Origin of the sequence: Ensifer sp. ENS02 (assembly GCF_014851885.1) — a bacterium.
In the GTDB taxonomy this organism is placed as follows: domain Bacteria; phylum Pseudomonadota; class Alphaproteobacteria; order Rhizobiales; family Rhizobiaceae; genus Ensifer; species Ensifer adhaerens.
The window spans coordinates 145,641-164,694 of the sequence record NZ_JACVAO010000003.1; the positions used below are offsets into that span (position 1 = coordinate 145,641).

A 19,054-nucleotide genomic window follows, 5' to 3' on the forward strand; every position below is an offset into this window, starting at 1 on the left:
GATCAATCGAAGGAAGGTTTTGGTGGAGCTAAGCGGGATCGAACCGCTGACCTCTTGCATGCCATGCAAGCGCTCTCCCAGCTGAGCTATAGCCCCATATCGGGTTCCGGCTAGGCCGGTCCGGGAAGTTCGTCGAGCTGTTGTGCTCGGCGAGTGGCGGCTTATTACTTCCCCTTTTTGAGGATGGCAAGCCGAAAAATGCGTGGCCCGTGGATTTATTTTTTGTCCGGGCCGTTTTTCTCCCGTCCGGGCCACTTTGGCCGAGGACGGGAGCATTTCTTTGTCATTTGAAGCGCTTAGACGTCTTCTTCGTCGTCCGACACGCCAATGAGGTCGCTCATGTCGTCGTCATCGTCTTCGTCGTCGGTCTGCAGGAAGGTGTCGTCATCGTCGTCGCCGTCGATTTCGACGTCGTCGTCGCCGAGATCCGGCAGGTCGTCGCCGCCCGCTGCCTCATCATCGGCATCCTCGAGCGAAACGAGTTCGACTTCGGTGTTCTCTGCGTCGACTTCCGTTACCTCTTCTTCTTCTTCCTTCTCGAGCACCTTGGCGACCGAGGTTTCTTCGAAGAAGGACAGCGGATAGGACTTGCCGGTGTAAGGCGAAACGATCGGATCACTGTTCAGATCGTAGAATTTGCGCCCCGTTTCCGGGTCGATGCGCTTTGTTCCAAGTTCCGGTTTTGCCACAGTCAAAGCCTCTTGAATGGCCGGCCGAGCCGGCGCTTGCCGGAAAGCCGGCGGGTGGAAAGGGTATCAAGCTTATGATGATTAGCCGGTCCCCATAATCGTCTTGGCCGCATCTGTCAAAGACAAATCGCCAAAGCCCCGGCGTTGCTGGCTTTCCGGCTCTTGCCCGCCCCTTGTGGCGCTCCTCGAGCGGCCGCAATTTATGGAAACACGCAGCGAGGGTGTGATAGGAGTGCCGCGGTGCGGGCGCGGTTGTGCCCTTCGGTGAGAGCGCCCTTTCGGGCCAGAGGATGCCGCATGTCTCATGGATCGGGCCCGAGACCCGCCACTGCCCGAAAGTCCGCCGATCTGCGCGGCTCGATCCGCATCCCCGGCGACAAGTCGATCTCGCACCGGGCGCTGATGCTGGGCGGGCTTGCTAGCGGCGAGACGCGCATTACCGGCCTGCTACAAGGCGCGGACGTGCTGGCCACCGGCCGCGCGATGCAGGCGATGGGGGCCCGCATTCGTAAGGAGGCCGATACCTTTATCGTCGATGGTGTCGGCAACGGTGCACTGCTTGCGCCGGAAGCGCCGCTCGATTTCGGCAATGCTGGCACAGGCTGCCGTCTGGCGATGGGGTTGGCGGGCGTCTACGACTTCGAAACGACATTCCTTGGCGATGCTTCGCTCGGCCGCCGGCCGATGGCGCGGGTTCTCGAGCCCTTGCGTGAAATGGGCACGCAGGTGAGGGCCGCCGCAGGCGATCGCCTGCCGGTGACCCTACGCGGACCGAAGACGCCTGCCCCGATCACCTATCGCGTGCCCGTCGCCTCGGCACAGGTGAAGTCGGCGTTGCTGCTTGCCGGTCTCAACGCGCCCGGCATCACCACTGTCATCGAACCGGTCATGACGCGCGATCATACGGAACGGATGCTGGAGGCATTTGGCGCCGCGCTCTCTGTCGAGACCGACGTCAGCGGCGTCCGTACGATCCGCCTTGACGGTCGCGGCAAGCTTACCGGCCAGGAGATCGACGTGCCCGGCGATCCCTCGTCCGCGGCTTTCCCGCTGGTCGCAGCCCTGATCGTCCCAGGCTCGGACATCACGATCACCAACGTGCTGATGAACCCGACGCGCACGGGCCTGATCCTGACGCTTAAGGAGATGGGAGGGGATATCGAGGTGATCGGCAGCAGACAGGTTGGCGGGGAGGACGTGGCGGATCTGCGCGTACGGCACTCGGAACTCAGCGGTGTCACCGTTCCCGAAGAGCGCGCCGCCTCGATGATCGACGAGTACCCGGCTCTCGCCATCGCCGCCGCCTTCGCCGAGGGGAATACCGTCATGGCCGGGCTCGACGAACTGCGTGTGAAGGAGTCCGATCGCCTCGCCGCCATCGCCGCGGGCCTGAAGCGCAATGGCGTCGATTGCGAGGAGGGCGCCTCGTCGCTGGTCGTGCGCGGCCGTCGCGACGGTAAGGGGCTCGGAAGCGCTGCCGGCGCGACCGTAAACACCCATCTCGATCACCGCATCGCCATGAGCTTCCTTATTTTCGGGCTTGCATCCGAACATCCGGTCACCGTCGACGACGTGTCGATGGTCGCGACAAGCTTTCCTGAATTCATGCACCTCATGACCAGCCTCGGCGCGAGGATCGCGTAAGACCCACGATTCCGGCGGTAACAATGAGATGGCTGCTGACACTCGCGGTCGTGGTTCTTCTGACGTTGCTGACGCAGATCGGTGGCGCCGTCTGGATCGTCACTCTTGGGCTCCTGCGTCGAAGGAGAGCCGGCGTTGCCGTATTTCTGGCGCTCTTTCTCGGCCTCTATGCGGCAGGGACCGCGCTCAGCTATGCCATTGCGCCGATCTTCGGCCGCGTTCCTCTGCCCTGTTTCGACGACGGCACGTCGCGGCTGAAAATGCAGTCGCCGCTCTTCTGTGTCCTGAACCGCCAATATGTCGTTCCGGAACTGAAGGAAGCGGCCGCTGCCCTGTCACGCCATGTGGATCAGGTATTCCCCGGAACGACCACCTTGGCGCTCGACGCCAACTTTCCGTTCTTCGACGGTTTTCCGCTCTTCCCGCATTTGTCCCATTCGGACGGTCGGAAGCTCGATGTCGCGTTCTTCTATCAGGATGCCGAGGGCAGCTATAAGGATAAGGCGACCCGCTCGCCGATCGGCTATTTTGCCTTCGAGCAGCCGCGACCGGACAGCATTCTCCCATGCCGGGATCGCGAAGACCTCTTGACCTTGCGCTGGGACTTGGACTTCTTGCAATCGCTGTGGCGGCCCTTGCCGCTGGAAGAAGGCCGGACCGCAGAGGCGCTCCGCTGGCTCTCGGCCGAGGGGAGCGGTTTCGGCATCGAGAAGATTTTCGTGGAGCCGCATCTGGCGCAGAGACTTGGCGTCGAAGCGGAGTCCATTCGGTTTCAGGGTTGCCGGGCCGCCAGGCACGACGACCACATACATATGCAGGTTGGAAAATGACGTTCACCATCGCTATCGACGGACCGGCCGCAGCCGGCAAGGGCACGCTCTCGCGCCGCATCGCCGAGGAATACGGCTTCCATCATCTCGATACCGGCCTCACCTACCGCGCCACCGCCAAGGCGCTGCTCGATGGCGGCTTGCCGCTCGACGACGAGGCGGTCGCCGAGAAGGTGGCGCGCGAGGTTGAACTGGCCGGGCTCGATCGCTCGGTGCTTTCCGCCCACGCGATCGGCGAGGCCGCCTCGAAGATCGCGGTCATGCCGGCCGTGCGCCGGGCGCTGGTCGAGGCGCAGCAGGCTTTTTCGCTGCGCGAGCCCGGTACGGTGCTCGACGGCCGCGACATCGGCACGGTCGTCTGCCCGGATGCGCCGGTGAAGCTCTATGTCACAGCATCGCCGGAAGTGCGGGCGCAGCGCCGCTACGACGAGATCACCGGCAATGGTCAGCCGGCCGACTACCAGACGATTTTCGAAGATGTGAAGAAGCGCGACGAGCGTGATATGGGCCGCGCCGACAGTCCTTTGCGCCCGGCCGACGACGCGCACTTGCTTGATACGTCTGAAATGAGTATAGAGGCGGCGTTTCAGGCCGCGAAGTCTTTGATCGATGCGGCCCTGATCAAGAAGATCTGAAGAAGAGCCCATCCCCGACACTGTCAGGATCGCTCTTCTTGCATAAGCCTGAAATTCCGTCCACGCGCCGGATTGTCCCTTCGATGGGGCGGACTGGGTTCAGGCCTGTTCAACACCAGCCCCCGGCGCATATGCGTCTCCCCGTGAGATGCATGCAGGAGATTCCATGTCTGCTACCAACCCAACCCGTGACGATTTCGCAGCGCTTCTCGAAGAATCCTTCGCGAAGACCGATCTCGCCGAAGGCTATGTTGCCAAGGGCATTGTCACGGCCATCGAAAAGGACGTCGCCGTTGTCGACGTCGGTCTGAAGGTCGAAGGCCGCATCGCTCTGAAGGAATTCGGCGCGAAGGCGAAGGACGGCTCGCTCAAGGTCGGCGACGAAGTCGAAGTCTACGTTGAGCGCATCGAAAACGCGCTCGGCGAAGCTGTTCTGTCGCGCGAAAAGGCTCGCCGCGAAGAAAGCTGGATGCGCCTGGAAGTGAAGTTCGAAGCCGGCGAACGCGTCGAAGGCATCATCTTCAACCAGGTCAAGGGTGGCTTCACCGTCGATCTCGACGGCGCCGTTGCCTTCCTTCCGCGCTCGCAGGTCGACATCCGTCCGATCCGCGACGTCACCCCGCTGATGCACAACCCGCAGCCCTTCGAAATCCTCAAGATGGACAAGCGCCGCGGCAACATCGTCGTATCGCGTCGTACGGTTCTCGAAGAGTCCCGCGCCGAGCAGCGTTCTGAAATCGTTCAGAACCTTGAAGAAGGCCAGGTTGTCGAAGGCGTCGTCAAGAACATCACCGATTACGGTGCGTTCGTCGACCTCGGCGGCATCGACGGTCTGCTCCATGTCACCGACATGGCATGGCGCCGCGTGAACCATCCGTCGGAGATCCTGAACATCGGCCAGCAGGTCAAGGTTCAGATCATCCGCATCAACCAGGAAACCCACCGCATCTCGCTCGGCATGAAGCAGCTCGAGTCGGATCCGTGGGATGGCATCGGTGCGAAGTACCCGGTCGGCAAGAAGATCTCCGGTACCGTCACGAACATCACCGACTACGGTGCGTTCGTCGAGCTGGAGCCGGGCATCGAAGGCCTGATCCACATCTCCGAAATGTCCTGGACCAAGAAGAACGTACACCCCGGCAAGATCCTGTCCACGAGCCAGGAAGTCGACGTTGTCGTTCTCGAAGTCGATCCGACCAAGCGTCGTATCTCGCTCGGCCTCAAGCAGACGCTCGAGAACCCGTGGCAGGCATTCGCGCATAGCCATCCGGCTGGCACCGAAGTCGAAGGCGAAGTCAAGAACAAGACCGAGTTCGGCCTGTTCATCGGCCTCGACGGCGACGTTGACGGCATGGTTCACCTTTCCGACCTCGACTGGAACCGTCCGGGCGAGCAGGTCATCGAAGAGTTCAACAAGGGCGACGTCGTTCGCGCTGTTGTTCTCGACGTCGACGTCGAGAAGGAGCGCATCTCGCTCGGCATCAAGCAGCTCGGCAAGGATGCAGTCGGCGACGCCGCTGCTTCGGGCGAACTGCGCAAGAACGCCGTTGTTTCGGCCGAGATCATCGCGATCAACGATGGCGGCATCGAAGTGAAGCTCGTCAACCACGAAGACATCACCTCGTTCATCCGCCGCGCTGACCTGTCGCGTGATCGTGACGAACAGCGTCCGGAGCGTTTCTCGGTTGGTCAGGTTGTCGACGCTCGCGTCACCAACTTCTCCAAGAAGGACCGCAAGATCCAGCTGTCGATCAAGGCTCTGGAAATCGCCGAAGAGAAGGAAGCCGTTGCTCAGTTCGGTTCGTCCGACTCGGGCGCTTCGCTCGGCGACATCCTCGGCGCCGCTCTGAAGAACCGCCAGAACAACGAGTAATCGTTGCCTGACGTTTGAATTGGAAAACCCGCCGAGAGCGATCTCCGCGGGTTTTTCTTTCCAACCAAGTCCGAATTGTGAAATCGGCCCCCAGCCCTGGATGGAGCTAGGCCCGAGCTTAAGGCTGAACCGGCGTCTTAGCCGAGACCGCCGAGCCTGCGGTAAAGATCGTAGGCGTCGGGCGTTTCCGGTGCCTCGCCCTCCGGCATGGCTTCGCCGGTCGGCTCTCCGTCGTCCGGATTTCCGTCGCCTCCCTCTTGTGCCGTTTCTTCCTCACCCGCTGCATCTTCGCCCGAGCCTCCGGGCATGCCGCGCGAATGGTCTTCGCCTTCCACCTCGCCGGCGGCCACTGGATAGGGGATCATGGCGAAGGGGATGGCCTCGCGCGGCAGGCCGTTTTCCACCAGTCTGGCGATCATCTGCTGCACCGTCTGCTCGTCCGTGGCGCGTTGCGGGCGAATGTCCGCGGGTCCGCGCGGTGGTGCAGCGGTCTCCTCGGAGCGATCGTCGAGCAGCGACGGCAAGGTCGTGCCGGCGTCCGTTACGGCGCGTTGGCGGGCGGCGGCATCAGCGACGCGCATGCCAGCTTCCTTGGCGGCGGGCTGGGGCTGCGTAGCCGGCTCGTCCGTCTGCTGCGTCGCCGATCCCGGATCGCCATCGGCCGCGCCGGCAGGCAAGGCCACGCTGTCGCGGATGAGCGTCTTGATGGCCTCGGAGAGCACGCGTGCCGAGCGCACCTCAGGATCGTTGCGACCGGCGGCGGTGGTCCTATGGCCGTCTTCTTCGTCGGCATCGGGCAGCGGGCCGTAGGTGCCGTCGGGATCCTCGCCTTTGATCGTGTCGGCAGCCTCCATTTCATCGGCGCCATGCGCTTCAAGCGGTGTTGCAGCACTTTCTCCGGCGGGCGCTTCCGTCTCGCCGTGTCCGACTTCGCCGGATTGCAGGTCCTGCTCGGCCTCCGCGATGGGGCCAGACAGCGATGCCGCTTCCGCGATCTCGCCTTCGCCCGCAAGCAGCGAGGCAGCGCTCCCGATCGGCGTGTCGCCCGATGAAGCGCTCTTCGCGGCGTTCGCGCGCGCCTCACCCCGCTCCGTGGGCTTTTCGCTTCCGCTCTTTGATGGCGCTTCGGTTCCGGCCGCGTCCAGATCCTCGCCCTGCGGCTCGGTCACATCGTTGCCGACGCCAAAGGTCTTGCGCAGCACAGCCTGTAGAAGTGCGACTTCACCACCGAGCGGCGTGCGTGCCGCGGTCTGGCTGAACGGCAGCGCAGGCTGGAGCGAGGGGTTGCGCAGGATGAGGTCGCGCGCCTGCGCCGGCATGGGTGTCGCGGTGCCGCCCGGCGCGCTCGTGCCGTTGCGGATCGCCGGCAGGTCCGCTAGCAGGCCGACGCGGATTGAAAGATTGCGCCCGCCAAGCTGACGCTCCAGAAGCAGCCGGTCGGACGTCGGCATCGATTCGAGGAAGGCCACCAACCGCCGGACGAAATCGCGCCCCCCCTCCTGCGGGAGTGGCGGGAACTTCAGGATGCGCGCGAGATCCTCCATCAGCCGCACCAGCGCGTCCTTCGAAAGGATCTCACGACCGGAAAGATGCCGCGTCAGCGCATCGAGGATCTTCTGTATGGCTTCGCCACGCTGGCTGGCGGTCAATGGTGCTGCAGGCTGCAGCGTCCTTGCGCTCGTCTCTTCCGTGGGGGCCGCGGTTCGAGCCGCCTGGATGGGTATCAGCATTCTGGTCTCCATCTCGCTTGACCTCGGTTTGACCATTCGTCGTTGAACGACAAAACGCGCTCGGGCGCGGTCCGATTTTTCGGCTTGCGCGCGACTTTCTGTTCATCACTTGCGGGTTGGCGCCTCATGCGCGTCGTGGCGAATGGCCAGACAGCCGCGGCTCGGCCGCGGATAGGAGAATCGGCATGATGGTTTGAGGTTAGGGCAAAGAGGTTTATGAATTCTTAACCATGTTTCGGCTTCCGGCATGTCGCGACCCAGCTTGCGGACGGGTCTGCAAGGTCTATCTTTAAGGGAGCCGCTCTGCAGGCTCGAATGGTGTCTGTGCCAGGAGTTTCGGATGACAGTCCGTCCCCCAAAAGCCCTAAGCCCGAACTTCTCGACGGCCGGCGCCTTCAACGTGCTCGAATACGAATTGATGTCCGAGCGCGCCGATGCGCTTGGCCGGCATGGCCTCAAGGTCGAAAAGGCGCTTGCAGCGCTTGCGGCATTGAAGGGAGATGTGGCGAGGGATCTACGCGAGCGGGTGCTCGACGAGGCGGCCGATGCCGTATGGGCCTTCCTCATTCAGCGGGAGATTTGCGGTCTGCGTGACAGCCGCGATGTGGTTCGCCGCTATGGCATACCCAAGGAGGTCATGGCGCGGCTCGGCATCGTGCGCCGAAAGCCGTCAGAGGCTTAGCGCAGCGAGCCTATAGAGGCCGTTGTCGTCGAAGCGCAGAAAGGGGCCGGCTGCCGTGCGTTGGTCGGCGATATCCTCCATCTCGTCCTTGAGCTGGAGCGCACGCAGATGCTGCTCCTCTTCGTCGAGCGACAGCTTGTCGGTTCTGCGCGTCGGGTCACCGCGCAGGCTGTTGAGCTGGGCTTCCTCGGTCGACGCAGGCTCCGTCGCGCTGTTCAGGCGGTCGACGGCATTTGCGGCTTGTGCAGCGCTTTGAGGTGCCTTGTCGCTCGTTTCGCCGAGGGCAACCTTCAGTGCGTCGTTTTCCGGGCCGCCGGGGTTCTTGAGCGCCTCGACCAGCTCCGCAAGCGACAGTCCGAGCTTGTCGAGCCCCAGTTCTTCCTCGATTTTCGCAATGGCGGGCGATTCCAGCTGCTTCAGCTGGTTCTCGATTTCCCTTGCAAAGGCGGAATCGGACTTGAATGTTTCGCGCTCGATGTCGAAAAATTTTCCGACCTCACGGATGAGCACGGCGCGGTTGTTGTTGGCGTCGTTGCGAGCATGATCGAAGAAGTAGCCGTTGATCTTCTCGTTGGCGGCCTTTTGAGCGCCATCGGGCTCGACCTGCGCCCTCAGGAGCCGGTCGTCCTTTGTACCCTTGGCCTTTTCTTCTTCCTCCGTCTGCCGTTTTTCGATGTCCTTGAGGATCGAGCCGACCAGATTGGTCGTCGCGGTGGCGGCAGATTGCTGGGTCGGAAGCAGCATGATTCATCCTGGCAGCACAGTGGATCGATTTGAAACGGTAGGCTCTTGCAGTTAATGCCGGTTTAACTGGCGCTGCCGAGATGTTGGGGCACGCAAGCGCCGGTGATGGCATGCAAAACTTCCAACTCCCGCTAATGCGGGTCGCAGAGAAGGTGCGCAAGCGGTACGGCCAGGCCGCGCCCCAATTAGGGCGCTAGAGCGTTTCTCGTGCGTTCATGCGGACGCGCCGCGCTCTAGCGATAGGGCGAATAGCAGACCTTGTAAGCGCCGCCGTAGCTCAAGAACCGGTTGGTTGCCGGATTGTAGGAACGGTAGCGCGACAGGCACCAGCTGACATGGGCGTTGCCGCCACCGACATACCGATCGCGATAGTAGTAGTTGCCGCCGTAGTAACGGCGGGGATAATAGCCGCGATTGTAGCCGTAGCGGGGATAGTAGCCGTAGCGGGGGTAGTATCCGCCGCCATAGTAACCGCCGCCGTAGTATCCGCCCGAGCCGAAGTAGAGGGTCAGGCCGGAGCCGCCATAGTAGGGGCTACCCCATCCGCGTCTGTAATAGGGGCCTCCCCAACCGCCTCGCCAGCCGTATCCGCCATATCCGCCGTAACGGCGGTGGTAATACTGCACATTCTGGACGTCGCCTTGTGCCTTGATCTGAAGGTCGGGCGCCTGAAGCGGCATCGCCTGCACAGGTCCGACGGGGGTGATCAGGGAGGCGGCGGCCAAGCTGCAGCCGATAACGAAATTGCGAAATCCCGTCATTTTGTCCTCGCTTTCGGAAAGCACTGCCTTCCGGTTGTGTCCCTGCCTGTATTACGTTTGCATTTCTTGGTTTATTCATGGCAATGGGCAGGGAGCGTGCAGAAGGGAGCCTCGGAGCTCCGGCCTTTGGCCAACTTGCCCGGACAGCGCTTGTCCCGCGTGCGCGCCGTTTTGTTTTTGTCCCTTTTTCGCCCGGCAGCGGGCAGCGGAGAATGCGATGCAGTTGAAGTTTGGTACCAGCGGCCTGCGTGGCCTTTCAGAGGAACTGAAGGGTGAGCCTTCGGCCCGCTACGCGACCGCGTTTGCGCGCTATCTTCTGACGTCCGGGCGCAGCCAGCCGGGTGACCCGATCGTGATCGCCCGCGACTTTCGCGATTCGAGCCCGGAAATCGCGGCAGTCTGTGCCTCGGCACTCGCGCGCGAAGGACTGCGCGTCTTCGATTGCGGCACGGTGCCGACGCCGGCGCTTGCGCTTTATGGCCGCGAATGCGGAGCGGCCGGTCTGATGATCACCGGCTCCCATATCCCGGCTGATCGGAACGGCATCAAGTTTTATCGGCCGGATGGCGAAATCGACAAGGAAGATGAAGTCGCCATCAGCCGGATTGCCGATGAAATCGCCGGGCAGATCGAGCCGGTCGCCAATCAGGGCATTGGTGAGGACCATGCGTCCCGCGCATCCTCGCTCTTCATCGAGCGAAACCGGCAGTTGCTGCCCGCCGGCGCGCTCGCCGGCCTCAAGGTCGGCGTCTACCAGCACAGCACCGTCGCGCGGGATCTTCTCGCCGATCTGATCGCCTTCTTTGGCGCCGAGGTCGTCGCCCTTGGACGTTCGGAACACTTTATCCCCGTCGATACCGAAGCAGTGTCGACCGACACGATCGAACGCCTTCAGGAATGGGCCCGCGAACACCGGCTCGATGCGATCGTATCGGCGGACGGCGACGGCGACCGGCCGCTGGTCGCGGACGAGAACGGCTTGCCGCTGCGGGGCGATCTCCTCGGGCTGATTGCCTGCGGCTTCCTCGGTGCGACGCTTGTCGTCACGCCGGTCACCTCGAATTCGGGCCTGGAGCGCAGGGAAGGGCTCTCCGTGCTGCGCACCCGCGTCGGGTCGCCCTTCGTGATCGCCGGAATGCAGCAGGCCCTGGACGAGGGGTCGACCAAGGTCGCCGGCTTCGAGGCCAATGGCGGCACGCTGACGGCCAGCCCCTTCGTCGTCAACGGCGCAACCCTCCAGCCGCTGCCCACCCGCGACTGCGTCCTGCCGATCGTCGCCGCATTGGCTGCGGCGGCAGAGGCCAAACTCTCGCTGTCGGTGCTGGCCGCCTCCTATCGGCTTCCCGTGGCGCTCAGCGACCGGCTCGAAAACTTCCCGGTCGAAACCAGCGCCCGGCTGATGGCCCATTTGCGCGGCGGCGACGAAAATCTCGCGGCATTCCTGGCGCCGATCGGCCGGCCGGTCGCCGTCAGCGACATCGACGGGCTGCGGGTGACGCTTGACGACGGTCGCATCATTCACTTCCGCCCCTCCGGAAATGCACCGGAGATGCGTTGCTATGTCGAGGCGGACACGGCCGAGGCGGCCGAGGGACTGCAGTCGAGCGGTCTATCCACAATCCGGCATTGGGCAAAAACCGCCTCGAACTGAGTTTTTTGTCCTCCGACACGAAAACTTCAAAAAGCCTGTTGACACTTCGACTCGAGCCTTTTACACACCCGCTCGTCGCCCAGATGGCGGAATTGGTAGACGCGCCAGCTTCAGGTGCTGGTACTCGAAAGGGTGTGGAGGTTCGAGTCCTCTTCTGGGCACCAAATTCCCAAACCAAATCTTTGATTTGGTTCTGAAAAACCCCGGTTCGCCGGGGTTTTTTCGTTTCTGGCGTTTGGCCGGATTCCGTGGCGATTTCCTGCCTTCCGAGCCTCGCTCTTCGACCAGGATGGTTGCATGCCCAGGATATTTTCGCGTGGTGCGCCTTGAAGCTTGGGCCGGCAGCATTGATATTCTATCGGCTATGAAGGGCAGGCTTTCCGCGTGAGGGCGGTCCCATGTTATCGTCCGCCGGGGCGGCGGCTTTGAGAAGGACGAAGCGATGTCTGAGACACGTCGCAAGCTGACGACCATATTCTCCGCGGACGTCCAGGACTACACGCGGCTGATGCGCGCCGACGAGGAGGGCACGCTCGCCACGTTGAAGCGCCATCGCGATGCCATGGGAAGGCTCATCGAGGCGCATGAGGGCCGTGTCGTCAACACCTGGGGTGACGGACTGATCGCCGAGTTTCCGAGCGTCGTGGAAGCGCTGCGCACCGCGATCGACGTGCAGAACGAACTCGCCGGCTGCAACGAGAAATGCGCGGCCGACGAGCAGATGCTGTTTCGCATCGGCATCAATCTCGGCGACGTGATCGCCGAGGGCGACGATCTCTACGGCGACGGCGTCAATGTTGCAGCCAGGCTGCAGGCGTCCGCGCCGGCTGGCGGCATCGTCATCTCCAATACCGTGTACGACCAGGTGCGCAACAAGGTCGCCGTCGGTTTCGATTTTCTGGGGCCTCTTGAGGTCAAGAACATCGATGGCGGTGTGCCGAGCTATGCCGTGCGCATCGGCGCGGACGATCCCCGTCCGACCTTTGCCGCAGAGACCTTCGGCCGCCGTGCTGAAGCAGCCGCTGCCGAGGCGGCCAAGCCGCGTCCGGAGCCGGTGGGCGTGATTGCGGCAATCAGGAGCGGATCGCTCCCGGTTCTCTGCATCGTTGCCGCTGGCTTGGTCGCTCTCAACCTGTTGACCTGGAACGGAACCTTCTGGTCCGTCTGGCCGCTGCTTGGCCTCGCCATCCTTGCCGGCCTTGCCTGGATCAAGACCAACCCGTGGGTGGACCGCAGCATCGGCATACTGGTGCTCTCGGGATTGGTGCTTCTCACCATCAATCTCTTGACCTGGCGCGGCGTCTTCTGGGCCGTCTGGCCACTGCTCGCCTTCGCCGTGGTCGGCGGCATTCGCTGGGTCACCCGGCAGAGCCGCCGCCTCGGCTCCTGACGTCTATTCGCGGCTTTCGGAGCCGGCCGACAAGTTGTCGTGTGTCTTCGGGCCGTCATCGAGGGCTTCCGGCTCTTTCGGCTCCGCGCCCAGCACTTCGTAAATCTCCAGGGCCGAGGCTCGGCCCTTGGCCTGCGCTGTGCCGAGCGGCCGGAAGCGGATCGTGCCACCCGTATGGGCAACGACCGCGCCGCTCGCCATGATCATCGTGCCGTAGTTCTTGTTCATGCCCTCGAGGCGCGAGGCGACGTTCACCGTGTCGCCCATGGCGGTATATTGCAGCCGCTCCTTGGCGCCGACATTGCCGACGACGGCGGTGCCGGTGTGAATGCCGAAGCGTGTGCGGAACTCCGGCAGTCCTTTCTTGCGCTGTGCTTCGTTGAAGATGCTGAGGCGCTGCTGGACCGCGAGCGCGCACCGACAGGCATTCTCGGCGTGTTTGTCGTCCGGTGCCGGGGCGTTCCACATGGCAAAGACCGAATCGCCGAGGAACTGGATGATCGTGCCGTCGTGCTCGCCGACCGTCTCGCTGAAGATATCGAAATACTCCGACAGCATCGCCACCACCTCCTCGGGCGAATGCCGTTCGCTGAGCGTGGTGAAATCGTAGATGTCGGTGAAGAGCGCGGTGACTTCCTGACGCCAGGCGGAGCGGCCGCTGAAATGGCCGGATTCGATGCCCTTGCGCACCAGTTCCTTCGGCACATAGAGCGCAAAGGTGAAGATTGCATCGCGGGCCCGGTTCATGGCGCCGCCGAGGGTCGAGATTTCGCTGACATGCGAGGAAACATCGATCGGGGTGGTGAAGTCGAGGTCCTGCAGCCGGTTGGCGCTGGCGGTCAGCTGGTTGAGCCCCTTGGTAATCAGATGTGCCAGCACCAGCGAGGCGAGTACCGCCAAGGCTACCACTGCCCCGGAAATCGCCAGCCCCTGAACGAGCGTCTTGTTGGCGTCCGCCATCAATTCGTCGAGCGGTGCGGCCACCACGGCGCGGTTGCCGGAGAGAAGCAGCGCGGATTCGAGCGGCGTTACCATGACGAGATAGGTGCGGTCCCCGACCTGGACGAAGTCGGCCTTCCCGGGCGCTGGCGGATGTTGGCGGATGCTCTGGATCAGCGGGTCGCTGTCGGCCTGCACGATCGGGGCGTCCTTATCCTTGGCCGCCATGATGCGTCGCATCATCACCCGGTCGGAATGGATGATCGGCCGGCCGACGGCATCGAGGATGAAGGACACCGAACCAGCAGTCAGCCGTTCGCGGGCGAGGAAGTCGGTGATCGTATCGAGCACGACATCGGCGCCGATGACGATCTGCGGATTGCCGCGATGCGCCTGCGAGATGGTCATGCCCAATGTTTCGGTGGTGGCGCTTTCATAGGGTCCGGTCGAGACCGCGGCCTTGCCGTTGACGGCCGCGCGATACCAGGGTCGCGTGCGCGGGTCGAAGCTCGATGGCGGTAGCCGCCGTTCGGAGAATTGCGTGCCGTCCTTGTCGACGAAGAGAACGCGCTGGAGCGGCTTGCCGTTTGAGTCCCTTTCCATCGAGCGCACCGCAATGGCGGCGCCACGGGGCGCGTCGAGCGCCATGCGCCAGGCAACCTGCTTGAGGTCGACGACCTGAAAGAAGGCGCCGTTGGGGTAGCCGACATAGACCCCATCGATGTGCGGCGAGCGGGTGATGCCTTCACGAAGCACCGCCACCTTGTCATTCATGCGCTCAGGCGGGGGCACGAGGAAGGAATTGGCGACGGAGGAGACGAGATTGACGAGGGCGGAAGTGTCGCCCGAGAGCACGCCCAGCCGGTCGACAAGGCGGTTCATGAAGCCGCGCATGTTGGCCTCGGCATCAGCGATCGCGGCGTTGCGCGAGCGATGGTAGTCGAGCCCGACAAGCGTCGCGGAAACGACGATCAGCATGGCGACCATGACGAGGCTGAACAGCGATCGCAGCGAACTGTTCCAGCCATCGCGTGCTTTGCCTTGTCGAGCGCCGGGCGCCGTGTCTACCATCGCGTTTCTCTGATTCCGTAACGATGCCTCTGCGACGACCTTAACGTGCAAGGTTGATCGCATGTGCAAGAAAAGTTAAATGCGAATCCCATAAAACACGTTAATCGGCGGGATGCACGATCCCGCCGAGATCCGCAGCGAAAAATGTCTCAGTTCACCGTTACCGGCTTCGAGCGCATGCGCGCGACGGTTTCGCGCTCGGCACGCTTGCAGCGCATCGGTGGCAAGCCGCGATCCATCAGGTCCATGTCTTCAAGCACCATATCGCCCATTTTCTTGAAGGCGCTGTCGAGCGCGCCGGCGCGGTGCGCCGAACGCAGGAAGCCCGGCAGGCGGCGAACGGGATGGTCGAGCGGCGGGGGCTCCTCCGGAAAGACGTCGCTCGCCGCCACGATATGGCCGCTTGCGACCGCGGCCATCAGCGCCTCGAAATCGACGACGCCGGCGCGACTGAGGAGAATGAAGGCGGCACCCGGACGCATGCGGGCAAACGCCTTCTCGCCAAGGAAGCCTTCGTTCTCGCTGGTAACGGAAGCAACCACGAAGACGAAGTCGCTTTCGCCCAGCACGGTCTCGAGCGATGCCGGTTCAACGCCATTGTCCCGCAGGATCGAGGCCGGCATCCAGGGGTCGAAGACGCGGATTTTCGCCCGGAAACCGGAGAGCACGCGGTTCAGGGCCTTGCCGAGATCGCCGAAGCCGATGATGCCTATCTCGGAGCCGGAAAGCAGGCGCGCCGAACGGTTGCCGTCGCCACCCCAGAGTTCGCGGCCTTCACGGAAGGCAAGGTCGGCGTCGACGACGCCGCGGGCAATGTTGAGCGCCATGGCGAGGCCGAGTTCCGCCACTGGCTCGGCAAAGACCTGCCCGGTGGTCACCACATGAATGCCGCGCTCGAACAGCACCTCATAGGGCATGTTGTTGATCAGGTTGCTTTCGACGTTGAGGATCGCTTTCAGCTGGCTCATGCGCCTGAGGGTGGCGTGGTCGAGCGGGGGCTGGCCGATGATGTAGTGGGCGTTGCCGAGCACGTCGTCGCCAAGGCCGGCGATATCCTCCGGGTCCGCTTCGACGATGCGGTAGCGGCGATGCAGGTCCTTGAGGGTTTCCGGTGTGAAGATGAGATCGAGCGTGCGTGGTGCGGGTGCACTGATGGCAAGCGGCCGGTTGTCGGGCATGGTTCCTCCCACTGCAGGTTTCCTTTGATCGGGTCGATCGAAGGATAAAAACATGCAGCACCTCAAAGCGCTACCGTGACCTTTGCGCGGCGCTGAGACGGAGGACGCCCATGCTCTGGCCGTGGGCTAGGAACAGTTCCGCCGCTTGCCAAGCGGCGTGGCGGTCCCGATGCTGTCTTCGCACGAGGATTGCTTGTCGTGTTTTTGCTTAGTAGCCGAGACCACGCTTCTGCCGATAGAGCGAAGGCGGCAGGTCGCTGCCCTGGAAGACCGGCCCGTCGCCACGGCGGCAGTTGTAGATCGTGTCGTAGATGGGGCCGCCGCGGGCCGACGATTCGAACGGATAGTTTCGGTCGACAAAGGTCTGCTCGCATACGGTTTGGTCGCCACCACCATTCAACGGATCCATCTGGCGCACGCCCGGCAGGTCCCGATAGGTCTGCGCCGGCGCCGGCATGGCCGTCAGCCCGATCGCCAGCGCGAGCGTGGAGAGAGCGAGGGCGGGTTGAAAAGACGTCATCGTCAGGACTTTCAAAGGGCAGCCGGCGGGCGGAACGTGACAACGGTATCGCCGACGCCAAACTTGCGCTATAGGCCACACCACTTCGTTTGATCTGGGGATTTTCGATGGCGAATGCAATACGGTTCCATGAAGGCGATATCTCCGCAGCCGACGCCGACCGTTATCGAGGCGCAATCGCGATCGACACGGAAACGCTCGGCCTCATCCCCCGCCGCGATCGCCTTTGCGTGGTGCAGCTGTCTCCGGGCGACGGTACGGCCGACGTGATCCGCATCGCAGCCGGCCAGAAGCAAGCGCCGAACCTCGTCGCCATGCTTGCCGATCCGGCCCGCCAGAAGATCTTCCATTTCGGCCGCTTCGATATCGCCGTCCTCTTCCATACCTTCGGGGTGACGACGACGCCGGTCTTCTGCACCAAGATCGCCTCGCGGCTGACCCGCACTTACACCGATCGCCACGGCCTCAAGGACAACCTCAAGGAAATGCTCGACGTCGACATTTCCAAGCAGCAGCAGTCGTCCGACTGGGCAGCAGAGACCCTGTCGCAGGCGCAGCTCGAATATGCCGCCTCCGACGTGCTGCACCTGCATGCGCTGCGCGACAAGCTGACGGCGCGCCTCATCCGCGATGGTCGCATCGAGCATGCCGAAGCCTGCTTCGCCTTCCTGCCGACGCGCTCCAAGCTTGACCTGCTTGGCTGGGACGAGACGGATATCTTCGCGCACAGCTGAGTTGTGCGGGGCTGTTATGGCGTCAGGTAAAGGACGACCGCATAACGTGCGGCCTTGCCGATGGTGACGAACAGCAGGAACAGCGGCAGCTTCATGCGCAGCAATCCGGCGACCAGCGTCAGTGGGTCGCCGATAACCGGCAGCCAGGAAAGAAGCAGCACCGGCTGGCCGTAGCGGGCAAAGAGCGCCTCTGCCTTTTGCCGATTGGTGGGCGAAACTGGAAACCACCGGCGCCCCTCGAAGCGGATCAGAAAACGCCCGAGCGCAAAATTGACGACGGCGCCGAGCACGTTGCCTGATGTCGCGGCGATGAAGAGGGCAGGGCGGCTCGTTTCGCCGTGCAGGGCGGCGGCCACGATCGCAGCTTCCGACATGCCGAAAAGCAACGTCGCCGACAGGAAGGCCGCGGAAAAGACGCCGGCAAGAATTCCGAAATCCAGGATCAGCTCCTGTCCGTATGACCGAGATCGCGCTCCGGCTCGATGATGTCGCGGATGCGCTGCTTCAGTTCCTTCGGCCCGGGGAAACCGCCGTCCCGCTTGCGCTCCCAGATGAGCGCGTCATCGACGCGGATCTCGAAATTGCCGCCGGTGCCGGGAATGAGCGCCACTTCGCCGAGCGACTGCCCGAACGTCTGCAGCAGTTCCTGCGCCATCCAGCCGGCGCGTAGCAGCCAGTTGCACTGGGTGCAGTAAAGGATGGTGATGCGCGGCTTCTGGTCCATCGGGTGTCTCGGATGTGCTTCGGGCGGCGACCATAGCGGTCGCCTCAGTTGGAAACAACTGCGTTCCGGGGGGCTCATGCTCACGCTGCGCTCACAATTGTCAACCAATTTAGTCATGTTTTTATCGGCGGATAGCTTGCTTTGCGCGGTCGTCGCGGCGAGACAATGCGGCATTGCACAAATTGTCGCACCCAACCGCCGGAGAGGCCCCTTAATGACCGACGTCACCGTTTCCAGTTCCCGCCCGCGCGCCATCCTGCCGGCGCTGGAAAAGATCTATCTGCCGCTCAATACATCCGCCGAAACGCTGTTGCGTGTGCTCGCCGGCGCTCTGCTTGCGGTTCACGGTTTTGGCAAGATCACCAATCCCTTCGGCGCGATCGGCATGGTCGAGGGCCTCGGCTTCTATCCCGGCGTCTTCTGGTCGCCGCTGCTCGCCGCGACCGAATTCTTCGGCGGCATTTTGATCGCGATCGGTTTGTTGACGCGCCCGGCTGCCTTTGCCGGCATGATCGTTCTGCTCGTCACCGTCTACTTCCATGGCATCGTGCAGGGTGAGGGCCTCTTCGGCGCAGAGAAGTCGATCCTCTGGGCAGCGATCCTGTTCTTCTTCGCCATCCGCGGCGCCAACAGCCAGTCTGTCGACGCCAAGCTCGGCAAGCAGTTCTGATCGAACGAACGACGCTTAGAAAAACGGGGAGGCGGTGAAAACCGGCCTCCCCGTTTTCGTCTTGCAGCTGGTGAGGCTTTCGCCGTCGCGACCTCTCAGGCGCTTTCCTTCGCCGTCACGCTGCGAATGGTCATCCGGTGCACCTTGCCCGACCGGTCCTGCCAGTCGATCGACTGGCCGACGGAGAGCCCGATCAGCGCCGCGCCGACAGGGGTCAGCACAGAGATGCGGCCGGCCTCGATATCGGCCTCGCCGGGATAGACGAGCGTCACCTGCTTGGCAAAACCATTGTCCGCCTCGAAGGCGACGGTGGAGCCCATCTGCACGCTGTCGGCGGGCAGCGCGTCGGGCGCGCCGACCCGGGCCCGGTCGAGTTCAAAGAGCAGTGCCTCGGCCACATCAGGCACGCGCTCTAGCGCGGAGGAGGCGAGCGCCGTCAGCCGCTTGTGGTCTTCGGCATTGATGATGATCGGGGGAAGTTTCTTGCGGGTTGCCGCCATGATGGGACCTGACACGTTCAATCGAAGCGCACGACAGGGCGCAATCGAATAGGTTTTCTGGAGATTAGGCGCTCGTTCAGCCGCGCTCG

Annotated in this window: 19 protein-coding genes and 2 tRNA genes; 10 read left to right on the forward strand and 11 right to left on the reverse strand. The window is 63.1% G+C overall.

Annotation, left to right across the window (positions count from 1 at the left end; genetic code table 11):
- Positions 1 to 20 precede the first annotated feature (20 nt).
- Positions 21 to 96 (reverse strand) — tRNA-Ala (locus IB262_RS07955).
- A 200-nt stretch (positions 97 to 296) separates the two neighbouring features.
- Positions 297 to 689 carry a TIGR02300 family protein gene (locus IB262_RS07960; RefSeq protein ID WP_029742385.1) on the reverse strand — a complete coding sequence of 131 codons (393 nt, stop codon included), beginning with the start codon at positions 687 to 689 and terminating at the stop codon, positions 297 to 299.
- Positions 690 to 986: 297 nt separating this feature from the next.
- Here IB262_RS07960 and aroA point away from each other — a divergent pair, with 297 nt between their 5' ends.
- The 4 genes from aroA (at position 987) to rpsA (ending at position 5,671) form a co-directional block, all read left to right on the forward strand.
- Positions 987 to 2,333 (forward strand): 3-phosphoshikimate 1-carboxyvinyltransferase, encoded by a 1,347-nt coding sequence (gene aroA, locus IB262_RS07965; RefSeq protein WP_034804733.1) that lies wholly within the window; start codon positions 987 to 989, stop codon positions 2,331 to 2,333.
- 23 nt (positions 2,334 to 2,356) lie between these two features.
- Entirely contained in the window at positions 2,357 to 3,163 is an 807-nt protein-coding gene (locus IB262_RS07970; RefSeq protein WP_034804730.1) for a hypothetical protein, read from the forward strand.
- Entirely contained in the window at positions 3,160 to 3,798 is a 639-nt protein-coding gene (gene cmk / locus IB262_RS07975; protein ID WP_034804727.1) for a (d)CMP kinase, read from the forward strand. The genes IB262_RS07970 and cmk overlap by 4 nt, the downstream gene beginning before the upstream one ends.
- Before the next feature lie 148 nt (positions 3,799 to 3,946).
- A complete protein-coding gene (gene rpsA, locus IB262_RS07980; protein ID WP_082005877.1) occupies positions 3,947 to 5,671 on the forward strand; it encodes a 30S ribosomal protein S1 in 1,725 nt (574 codons plus the stop codon).
- Positions 5,672 to 5,808: 137 nt separating this feature from the next.
- On the opposite strand, the gene IB262_RS07985 is transcribed toward rpsA, so the two are convergent.
- A complete protein-coding gene (locus tag IB262_RS07985) occupies positions 5,809 to 7,401 on the reverse strand; it encodes a hypothetical protein (protein ID WP_162728884.1) in 1,593 nt (530 codons plus the stop codon).
- Positions 7,402 to 7,741: 340 nt separating this feature from the next.
- On the opposite strand from IB262_RS07985, the gene IB262_RS07990 reads away from it, so the two are divergent.
- On the forward strand, positions 7,742 to 8,083 hold the full coding sequence (locus tag IB262_RS07990) for a DUF6665 family protein (protein ID WP_060608536.1): 342 nt from the start codon (positions 7,742 to 7,744) through the stop codon (positions 8,081 to 8,083).
- Here the strand turns inward: IB262_RS07990 and IB262_RS07995 are convergent.
- Together IB262_RS07995 and IB262_RS08000 are read right to left on the reverse strand one after the other, a co-directional pair.
- The gene (locus IB262_RS07995; RefSeq protein WP_112976969.1) at positions 8,072 to 8,827 is read right to left on the reverse strand and encodes a hypothetical protein; all 756 of its coding nucleotides are present in this window, start codon (positions 8,825 to 8,827) and stop codon (positions 8,072 to 8,074) included. The two genes, IB262_RS07990 and IB262_RS07995, sit on opposite strands and share 12 nt — an antisense overlap.
- 233 nt (positions 8,828 to 9,060) lie before the next feature.
- Positions 9,061 to 9,588: a BA14K family protein gene (locus IB262_RS08000; RefSeq protein WP_034805252.1), complete on the reverse strand. Its 528-nt coding sequence runs from the start codon at positions 9,586 to 9,588 to the stop codon at positions 9,061 to 9,063.
- Positions 9,589 to 9,811: 223 nt separating this feature from the next.
- Between IB262_RS08000 and IB262_RS08005 the strand changes: the two genes are divergently transcribed.
- The 3 genes from IB262_RS08005 (at position 9,812) to IB262_RS08015 (ending at position 12,629) form a co-directional block, all read left to right on the forward strand.
- On the forward strand, positions 9,812 to 11,239 hold the full coding sequence (locus tag IB262_RS08005) for a phosphomannomutase (RefSeq protein WP_192493525.1): 1,428 nt from the start codon (positions 9,812 to 9,814) through the stop codon (positions 11,237 to 11,239).
- 77 nt (positions 11,240 to 11,316) lie between these two features.
- Positions 11,317 to 11,403 (forward strand) — tRNA-Leu (locus IB262_RS08010).
- 278 nt (positions 11,404 to 11,681) lie between these two features.
- Positions 11,682 to 12,629, forward strand: coding sequence for an adenylate/guanylate cyclase domain-containing protein (locus IB262_RS08015; protein WP_060580579.1), 948 nt, complete (start codon positions 11,682 to 11,684; stop codon positions 12,627 to 12,629).
- A 3-nt stretch (positions 12,630 to 12,632) separates the two neighbouring features.
- Here the strand turns inward: IB262_RS08015 and IB262_RS08020 are convergent, their stop codons facing one another.
- The 3 genes from IB262_RS08020 to IB262_RS08030 all read right to left on the reverse strand — a co-directional run bounded on the left by IB262_RS08020 (position 12,633) and on the right by IB262_RS08030 (position 16,337).
- Positions 12,633 to 14,639, reverse strand: a complete 2,007-nt coding sequence (locus IB262_RS08020; RefSeq protein ID WP_112976968.1) for an adenylate/guanylate cyclase domain-containing protein — start codon at positions 14,637 to 14,639, stop codon at positions 12,633 to 12,635.
- 149 nt (positions 14,640 to 14,788) lie between these two features.
- Positions 14,789 to 15,817 carry a hydroxyacid dehydrogenase gene (locus IB262_RS08025; RefSeq protein ID WP_060580580.1) on the reverse strand — a complete coding sequence of 343 codons (1,029 nt, stop codon included), beginning with the start codon at positions 15,815 to 15,817 and terminating at the stop codon, positions 14,789 to 14,791.
- A gap of 208 nt (positions 15,818 to 16,025) precedes the next feature.
- Entirely contained in the window at positions 16,026 to 16,337 is a 312-nt protein-coding gene (locus IB262_RS08030; RefSeq protein ID WP_029742399.1) for a hypothetical protein, read from the reverse strand.
- Positions 16,338 to 16,444: 107 nt separating this feature from the next.
- Here IB262_RS08030 and IB262_RS08035 point away from each other — a divergent pair, with 107 nt between their 5' ends.
- A complete protein-coding gene (locus IB262_RS08035) occupies positions 16,445 to 17,071 on the forward strand; it encodes a ribonuclease D (RefSeq protein ID WP_029742400.1) in 627 nt (208 codons plus the stop codon).
- 14 nt (positions 17,072 to 17,085) lie between these two features.
- On the opposite strand, the gene IB262_RS08040 is transcribed toward IB262_RS08035, so the two are convergent.
- Positions 17,086 to 17,430, reverse strand: a complete 345-nt coding sequence (locus tag IB262_RS08040; RefSeq protein ID WP_082566375.1) for a YqaA family protein — start codon at positions 17,428 to 17,430, stop codon at positions 17,086 to 17,088.
- Positions 17,431 to 17,513: 83 nt separating this feature from the next.
- Entirely contained in the window at positions 17,514 to 17,795 is a 282-nt protein-coding gene (locus IB262_RS08045) for a SelT/SelW/SelH family protein (protein WP_029742402.1), read from the reverse strand.
- 214 nt (positions 17,796 to 18,009) lie between these two features.
- Here IB262_RS08045 and IB262_RS08050 point away from each other — a divergent pair, with 214 nt between their 5' ends.
- Positions 18,010 to 18,465, forward strand: a complete 456-nt coding sequence (locus IB262_RS08050) for a DoxX family protein (RefSeq protein WP_029742404.1) — start codon at positions 18,010 to 18,012, stop codon at positions 18,463 to 18,465.
- Between the two features lie 95 nt (positions 18,466 to 18,560).
- Here the strand turns inward: IB262_RS08050 and rnk are convergent, their stop codons facing one another.
- Positions 18,561 to 18,965 (reverse strand): nucleoside diphosphate kinase regulator, encoded by a 405-nt coding sequence (gene rnk, locus IB262_RS08055; protein ID WP_029742406.1) that lies wholly within the window; start codon positions 18,963 to 18,965, stop codon positions 18,561 to 18,563.
- Positions 18,966 to 19,054 lie beyond the last annotated feature (89 nt).

Bases quoted from the DNA above. Each gene is read 5' to 3' on its own strand.
- aroA (WP_034804733.1), top strand. From the start codon at position 987: ATGTCTCATGGATCGGGCCCGAGACCCGCCACTGCCCGAAAGTCCGCC.
- IB262_RS07970 (WP_034804730.1), top strand. From the start codon at position 2,357: ATGAGATGGCTGCTGACACTCGCGGTCGTGGTTCTTCTGACGTTGCTG.
- cmk (WP_034804727.1), top strand. From the start codon at position 3,160: ATGACGTTCACCATCGCTATCGACGGACCGGCCGCAGCCGGCAAGGGC.
- rpsA (WP_082005877.1), top strand. From the start codon at position 3,947: ATGCATGCAGGAGATTCCATGTCTGCTACCAACCCAACCCGTGACGAT.
- IB262_RS07985 (WP_162728884.1), bottom strand. From the start codon at position 7,401: ATGCTGATACCCATCCAGGCGGCTCGAACCGCGGCCCCCACGGAAGAG.
- IB262_RS07990 (WP_060608536.1), top strand. From the start codon at position 7,742: ATGACAGTCCGTCCCCCAAAAGCCCTAAGCCCGAACTTCTCGACGGCC.
- IB262_RS07995 (WP_112976969.1), bottom strand. From the start codon at position 8,827: ATGCTGCTTCCGACCCAGCAATCTGCCGCCACCGCGACGACCAATCTG.
- IB262_RS08000 (WP_034805252.1), bottom strand. From the start codon at position 9,588: ATGACGGGATTTCGCAATTTCGTTATCGGCTGCAGCTTGGCCGCCGCC.
- IB262_RS08015 (WP_060580579.1), top strand. From the start codon at position 11,682: ATGTCTGAGACACGTCGCAAGCTGACGACCATATTCTCCGCGGACGTC.
- IB262_RS08020 (WP_112976968.1), bottom strand. From the start codon at position 14,639: ATGGTAGACACGGCGCCCGGCGCTCGACAAGGCAAAGCACGCGATGGC.
- IB262_RS08025 (WP_060580580.1), bottom strand. From the start codon at position 15,817: ATGCCCGACAACCGGCCGCTTGCCATCAGTGCACCCGCACCACGCACG.
- IB262_RS08030 (WP_029742399.1), bottom strand. From the start codon at position 16,337: ATGACGTCTTTTCAACCCGCCCTCGCTCTCTCCACGCTCGCGCTGGCG.
- IB262_RS08035 (WP_029742400.1), top strand. From the start codon at position 16,445: ATGGCGAATGCAATACGGTTCCATGAAGGCGATATCTCCGCAGCCGAC.
- IB262_RS08045 (WP_029742402.1), bottom strand. From the start codon at position 17,795: ATGGACCAGAAGCCGCGCATCACCATCCTTTACTGCACCCAGTGCAAC.
- IB262_RS08050 (WP_029742404.1), top strand. From the start codon at position 18,010: ATGACCGACGTCACCGTTTCCAGTTCCCGCCCGCGCGCCATCCTGCCG.
- rnk (WP_029742406.1), bottom strand. From the start codon at position 18,965: ATGGCGGCAACCCGCAAGAAACTTCCCCCGATCATCATCAATGCCGAA.